This is a genomic window from Loigolactobacillus bifermentans DSM 20003 (genome assembly GCF_001434575.1).
In the GTDB taxonomy this organism is placed as follows: Bacteria; Bacillota; Bacilli; order Lactobacillales; family Lactobacillaceae; genus Loigolactobacillus; species Loigolactobacillus bifermentans.
On the sequence record NZ_AZDA01000014.1, the window covers coordinates 20,371 to 27,173 of the forward strand.

The following is a 6,803-nucleotide window of genomic DNA, read 5'->3' on the forward strand; positions in this document are numbered from 1 at the left end:
AATCCCTCTCATTTCTCTATGCGTGAACTGGTGTTTTGCGAATATCAACGAAGTGACCGTTAATGGCGGCGGTTGCCACCATTGCCGGGCTGGCCAAATGGGTCATGGAGCCGGCGCCTTGCCGGCCTTCAAAATTCCGGTTAGACGTTGACGCACAATGGACACCTGCTGGCACGCGATCAGGGTTCATCCCTAAACAAGTGGAGCAGCCAGGTTCTCTAAATTCACAACCAGCATCAGTGAAGATTTTATCGTACCCACGCTGTTTAGCTTCGTTCCAAACTGCCCGTGATGCAGGTACCACCAAGGTGGTCATGCCTTCATGAATGTGCTGGCCTTTCATGATTTCTGCCGCAATGGCTAAATCAGAGATCCGCCCATTGGTACAAGAGCCAATAAACGCAAAGCCTAAGTCAATGTCTTCAGGCTTGTCACCAGGGGTTAATTTTTCGTAAGCGTACGCTTTTTCATCATTAATATCTTTGGGTTCAGGGAACGTTTCGTCAATGGCAATCGCCATCCCTGGGTTCGTGCCCCAAGACACGTAAGGTGCTAATGTGGAAGCGTCAAAATCAATGATCGTATCAAAGGCACTTTCATCATCCGTATAATAGTCCTGCCAATGGGCAATCGCAGCGTCCATATCTTGCGGCGCATATTCACGCCCGCGTACGTAATCAAAAGTGGTTTGATCTGGCCGAATAATCCCGCTTTTAGCGCCACCTTCGATGACCATGTTACAAATCGTCATCCGCTCTTCCATGGATAAGTTTTCAATGGTCTCCCCGAAAAATTCAATGGCGTAGCCGGTGCCAAAATCAACCCCATTTTGCCCGATCAAGGCCATGATCAAATCTTTCGCGTAAACCCCAGGTTGGAACTTGCCGTGAACACGAATCCCCATGTTTTTAGGCTTGGCTTGCCAAATGGTTTGGGTGGCTAACACATGTTCCACTTCAGACGTGCCGATGCCAAAGGCAATGGCGCCAAATGACCCGTGGGTTGAGGTATGTGAATCCCCACAAACGATGACTTTACCAGGTTGCGTCAATCCTAATTGCGGGCCAATGGCATGGACGATACCTTGATTTTCATCGCCGATGGGGGCTAAATGAACGCCAAATTCTTCGCAGTTGGCTTTCAAAGTCTCCATTTGCTTGCGGGCGATCACATCTTTAACGTTGAAAATATCTTCTGTTGGTACGTCATGATCCATTGTTGCAAATGTCCGATCTGGACGTCTTACCCGGCGGTTATTTTCTCGAAGTCCTTCAAAGGCCTGTGGTGAGGTAACTTCGTGTAATAATTGTAAATCAACATATAACAGTTGTGGTTCACCAGGTTCTCCCGTGATGACGTGGTTATTCCAAATTTTATCGAACATTGTTTGTGCCATAGTAAAGGCCTACTTTCTTTGAATTTCTGTAATGATAGCATCTGTCATGCTATCGGTGGTGGCTGTGCCGCCTAGATCCGGGGTCATGATCCCGGCATGTAAGGTTGCAGTGGCGGCTTGTTCAATCAGGTCGGCCGTAGCGGTTTCCTGGAATGAGTTGCGTAACATTAAGGTAATGGAATGGATCATGGACAACGGATCCGCAATGCCTTTGCCAGCAATATCCGGTGCAGACCCATGAATCGGTTCGTAAAGGCTTGGACCGCTAACACCGCGACTTTCCGACGGAATGGTGCCTAATGAACCAGTCACCGTGGCGGCTTCGTCGCTTAAAATATCACCAAACAAGTTTTCTGTGACGATCACGTCAAAACTGGTGGGGTGGGTGACAATTTTCATCGCTGCAGCATCCACATACTCAAAGTCCATGGTCACGGCTGGGTATTGTGGCGCGATCTCATTGGCAATTTTCCGCCATAACTTGCTGGTGGCCAAAACGTTGGCCTTATCCACAATGGTCACATGTTTGCGCCGTTGCATCGCCAGTTCGAAACCGGCTTTGATGATCCGTTCAATTTCACTGCGTTGATAGCGCATGGTGTCCAGCGCTTCATCATCATGTAAAAAGCGTGGTTCGCCGAAATAAATGCCGCTGGTCAATTCACGAACGATCACAAAATCGGTGTCCCGTGCGATTTCCGTTTTTAACGGTGACCGTTCCACTAACGCAGGGTTCACCTGTGTTGGACGAATGTTGGCAAATAAGTGTAACGCTTTACGAATGGCTAACAGCCCTTGTTCCGGCCGTTGTGGCGCATTATCCCATTTCGGGCCGCCAATGGCCGCTAACAAAATGGCATCGGCGGCTTGTGCCCCAGCTAACGTGCTCGCTGGCAACGGTTCGCCAGTAGCATCAATGGCGCTGCCCCCAAAGGGATAAGTGGTGGTTTCATAATCAAAACCAGTGATTTTAGCCGCCGCGGCTAAAATTTTTAAACCGGCGCCCATAATTTCAGGACCAATGTAATCACCTGGTAAAATGGCTATTTGTCGACTCATGCTGTTACGGCCTCCCGAATAATGGCTTCTTGATCGGCACGCGCTTCAATGCCAGCCATCATTTGTTTTAATGCGTTATCTGAAACTAATTTACTTTGATCCGCGATCCGCTTGAAAATTGGGAAGATCTCTTTCATGGCGTCGCGATCAACATCGGTGTAGCCCATGCCGTTTAATTTCACCATCACGGCATGGCTGCCTGATAATTTGCCTAAAGGCAATGCTGTTTCACTGCTCATCCCCACGGCTTCTGGGGTTAAAATTTCGTAAGTTTGCCGGTTCTTTAAGTAGCCATCTTGATGAATACCTGATTCAATGGCAAAGCAGTTGTGGCCGGTGACCGGTTGGTTGTTGGCAATTGGCATTTCTGAGAATTGACTGACCATTTCGCTTGTCGCCTTGGTTTGCTTTAAATCAATGTTGTCCGTGCACTGGAAGTAATCTTTGCGCACGTAGAAGTTGGCTGCAATTTGTTCCAAGGCCACGTTGCCGGCATGTTCACCGATGCCGTTCACCGTGCCTTCAACTCGAGTGGCGCCATTTTCAATGGCAGCTAAGGTATTGGCAGTGGCCATCCCTAAATCATTGTGGCAATGTGAGGAGAATGTGATCTCATCAAAGTTACGAATATGTTTTTGTAAGTATTGGAACAACTGGCCAAATTCATAAGGGTTGGTGTAACCGTTGGTATCTGGTACGTTGATCACGGTGGCCCCTGCATCAATGGCGGTTTGAATGGCTTCTGCTAAGAAAGGTAATTCTGTTCGGGTGGCATCTTCAGGTGAGAATTGCACAATATCGAAGAATTGCTTGGCATAAGTCACATGTTCCGTAATACTGGCAATGACTTCTTCCTTGCTCATGTGTAATTTGTATTCCCGGTGAATGGGACTGGTGGCGATAAACACGTGGATCTGTTTACGTTTGGCGTCAGCAGTGGCCTTCACACAGGCGTCAATATCGCCTTTACGGCAACGGGCTAAACCAGTGATCATCGTTTTGGAAACGGCTTTTGAAACAGCGGTCACGGCTGCGAAATCTTCAGGTGATGCGATTGGGAAGCCAGCCTCAATTACATCGACACCCCATTTTTCTAACTGTTTTGCAATTTGAACCTTTTGTTCGATACTGTAGTTCACACCGATTGTCTGTTCACCATCACGTAAAGTTGTGTCAAAGAATTGAATTTGTTTCATGATATAAGCTCCTCACTTAGGTTTGATTTAGTCGTTTTGTCGTTGAAATTAAAAACACCCTACTTTTTCAAATTGAAGAAGTAGGGTGTTGAACAAGTCATCGCTAAGTGTGTAGCGCCCTACTACCTCAAGCCGAATAGGACGCAACACGGAATTGTGTGTGCGTCCTAGTTAAGGAGTAGGGCTAATGCTAAAGTGGCCATTGCATGCTTTTTAGCTGTTGAAGTATTAAACTGTTTCATGACAATGACCTCCTTTAACATGTTGTGCTGATCAAGCAGCACTGATTAATTGATGTGTTCATCATAAAAAAAATCCTCACCAAAGTCAAGCGGTTTTTTAAGATTATTTTCATTTAATTTTAACCAAATCACAGAACGCCCTCATTTTATGCAATTGAAACTTTAAAAAATGCTTGCTTTTATCCTGATTCGGTCCCTGTTTCAAGCCCTAATGTGGTATGATTTGGATAATTCAACAAAACAATGATTACTTACTAAAAGAAGGAATAAACTTATGACGATTTTATACCGCAGTACGCGTGGCCCTGAAGAACAGACCTTCACTGCGTCACAGGCGATTCTACAAGGCTTGAATACCGATGGTGGTCTGTTTGTCCCCGTTCAATTGCCACAAATTGACTTAGATTTTGAAAAACTTGCTCAAGCTTCCTATCAAGAAGTGGCCTTTCAAATTTTACGGGCCTTCTTATCCGACTTTACGGATCAAGAATTGCAAGACTGTATCGACCGGGCTTACAGCACCAACTTCGATACACCTGCCATTGCCCCATTGCGCAAATCACAAAACGGCTATTTCTTAGAACTATTCCACGGCCCGACTATTGCCTTTAAAGACATGGCCTTGCAGCTGTTGCCACACTTAATGGTCACGGCAGCCCACAAAAACAAGATTACCAAGGACATTGTGATCCTAGCCGCAACTTCTGGTGACACAGGCAAAGCCGCCATGGCTGGCTTTGCGGACGTACCTGGCACCAAGATCATTGTCTTCTACCCTCGTGATGGCGTCAGCACCATTCAAAAGGCCCAAATGGTCACTCAAAAAGGTGAAAACACCGCCGTTGTGGCAATCACTGGGAACTTTGACCAAGCACAAACCAACGTCAAAAATATCTTTAACGACGCTTTGTTTAAGGAACAATTAACCCGCAACAACGTGCAATTGTCCTCAGCCAATTCCATTAACATTGGCCGCTTAGTCCCACAAATTGCTTACTACGTGTACGCTTACGCCCAATTGATCAAAAACGGCGCCATTGCCGCTGGCGACAAGGTCAACTTTGCCGTCCCAACTGGGAACTTTGGCAATATTTTGGCGGCTTACTACGCCAAACTCATTGGCTTGCCAATTGGCAAACTGATCTGCGCTTCCAATAAGAACAACGTGTTAACTGACTTTTTCCAAACTGGGATCTACGACAAAAACCGCCCATTTTATGTCACCACTTCACCTTCAATGGACATTTTGGTTTCCAGCAACCTAGAACGCTTAATTTTCTGGTTAAGCGGCAAAAACGCCCAACAAACACGTATTTTCATGAAACTGTTAAAAGAAACGGGCACCTATCAGATCAATGACGCCATGAAACGCCAGCTCAGCGATTTCTACGCAGGTTGTGCCGATGAATTAACCACCAGCAACGAAATCAACCGGGTGTTCCGCGAAGATCAATACACCATTGATCCGCACACCGCCGTGGCATCAGCGGTAGCGCGCCAATACCAGGAAGCGACTAACGACAAAACACCGATCGTCGTTGTTTCCACCGCCAGCCCTTACAAGTTCCCAAATGTGGTACTGAAAGCTTTATCTGGCAAAGAAGCCCCTGCTGATGGGATTCAAGCTGATGAAACCCTATCTTCCTTCATCAACTTGCCATTACCAGCCGCTGTGGAAAACCTACGCCACGCCAAAGTCCGCCACAATCGCGTGGTTGCACCAGAACACATGCAAGAAGCCATTGGCGAAATTTTAGAATTACACTAGCTTGCCGTTAAGCAGTCCTCATCTGTGATGAGGGCTGTTTTTTGCTACGCCGGCTGAAATAGAACTTGATCAAGCCATGTGCACTTTCTGAAAACACCGCGTATAATGGACGTATCCTATTCTGAGCGGAGCTGATTTAAATGAACAAAAAAAGCATGTTGCGGTTAGCAGCCCCTGCAGTAGTGGCTTCTGGTGTATTTGGCGCGAGTTTGCGTTTGTTCGACTACGCGTTTAAACGCGTGGATTACGTTCCTGAAACCTCCGCTGACAAACAAAAATATGCGGACGCCTACTACCGTTATGTGGCCTGGTACCGCCAGCAACCTAAGGAAACTTGGCAGTTACACGCCGATGATCCTGCAAATCACCTGATTGCCCACTACATTCCAGCTGCCAAACCCAGTCTGAAAACCGTGGTGATCTCCCACGGCTACAAAGGCAACGGCGAAACCATGGCCAACTACGCCCAACTTTTCTATGAACTCGGCTTCAACGTGTTACTGCCTGACGACCGTGGCCATGGTAAAAGCGCCGGCGATTACATTACCTTTGGCTGGATCGACCGCATTGACTATTTAGACTGGCTGAACCAAATTCTAGCCAAAACAGGCCCGAACACCCAAATTGTGCTATTTGGTGCCAGTATGGGCGGCGCCACCGTTGAAATGATGAGCGGTGAAAAACTGCCCCACCAAGTCAAAGCCTTGATCGCTGACAGCGGCTATTCCAGCATTGAGGCCGAACTCACCTACCTGCTGAAAAAGCAATTTCATTTGCCTAAATATCCCTTTGTGCCGCTGGTCAGCTTGATCAACAAACGCCGGTTAGGCTATTACTTAAATGCCGTCCAATCCACCACCCAATTGCGCAAAAATCACCTGCCCTTTTTCTTCATTCACGGTGACCATGACGTTTTTGTGCCGCACAGTATGGCGTTTCGCAACTACGATGCCACCCAAGGTCCGCGAGAACTTTGGATCGTGAAAGGTGCCACCCACGTTGAAAGCTTCTGGCTGGACCCCGAGCGTTACCGCCGCCACGTGACGGCATTTTTAACCAAATATCTGACCACTAACGACTAGCCTATGTGAAGTGCAATAGAAAAGTTAGACAATTTAGATTTTGAATTAAGCAATCATGGC

5 protein-coding genes are annotated in these 6,803 nt (G+C 47.1%); 2 read left to right on the top strand and 3 right to left on the bottom strand.

The features are described 5' to 3' along the window. Positions 1 to 16: 16 nt before the first annotated feature. Genes leuC through FC07_RS02785 form a run of 3 tightly spaced genes read right to left on the bottom strand, consistent with a single transcriptional unit; the run spans position 17 to position 3,654 of the window. Positions 17 to 1,396: a 3-isopropylmalate dehydratase large subunit gene (gene leuC, locus FC07_RS02775; RefSeq protein WP_057903598.1), complete on the bottom strand. Its 1,380-nt coding sequence runs from the start codon at positions 1,394 to 1,396 to the stop codon at positions 17 to 19. A 9-nt stretch (positions 1,397 to 1,405) separates the two neighbouring features. Beyond that, on the bottom strand, positions 1,406 to 2,455 hold the full coding sequence (leuB, locus tag FC07_RS02780; RefSeq protein WP_057903599.1) for a 3-isopropylmalate dehydrogenase: 1,050 nt from the start codon (positions 2,453 to 2,455) through the stop codon (positions 1,406 to 1,408). Next, positions 2,452 to 3,654, bottom strand: a complete 1,203-nt coding sequence (locus FC07_RS02785) for a 2-isopropylmalate synthase (protein WP_420814212.1) — start codon at positions 3,652 to 3,654, stop codon at positions 2,452 to 2,454. Before FC07_RS02785 ends, leuB begins: the two co-directional genes overlap by 4 nt. Before the next feature lie 513 nt (positions 3,655 to 4,167). Here FC07_RS02785 and thrC point away from each other — a divergent pair. Beyond that, positions 4,168 to 5,661 (top strand): threonine synthase, encoded by a 1,494-nt coding sequence (gene thrC, locus FC07_RS02790; protein ID WP_057903601.1) that lies wholly within the window; start codon positions 4,168 to 4,170, stop codon positions 5,659 to 5,661. Between the two features lie 140 nt (positions 5,662 to 5,801). After that, complete coding sequence (locus FC07_RS02795) at positions 5,802 to 6,743, top strand: alpha/beta hydrolase (protein WP_057903602.1); 942 nt, start codon at positions 5,802 to 5,804, stop codon at positions 6,741 to 6,743. Positions 6,744 to 6,803 lie beyond the last annotated feature (60 nt).

Excerpts from the sequence above, each read along its gene's own strand:
- leuC (WP_057903598.1), bottom strand. The coding sequence starts at position 1,396 with ATGGCACAAACAATGTTCGATAAAATTTGGAATAACCACGTCATCACG.
- leuB (WP_057903599.1), bottom strand. The coding sequence starts at position 2,455 with ATGAGTCGACAAATAGCCATTTTACCAGGTGATTACATTGGTCCTGAA.
- thrC (WP_057903601.1), top strand. The coding sequence starts at position 4,168 with ATGACGATTTTATACCGCAGTACGCGTGGCCCTGAAGAACAGACCTTC.
- FC07_RS02795 (WP_057903602.1), top strand. The coding sequence starts at position 5,802 with ATGAACAAAAAAAGCATGTTGCGGTTAGCAGCCCCTGCAGTAGTGGCT.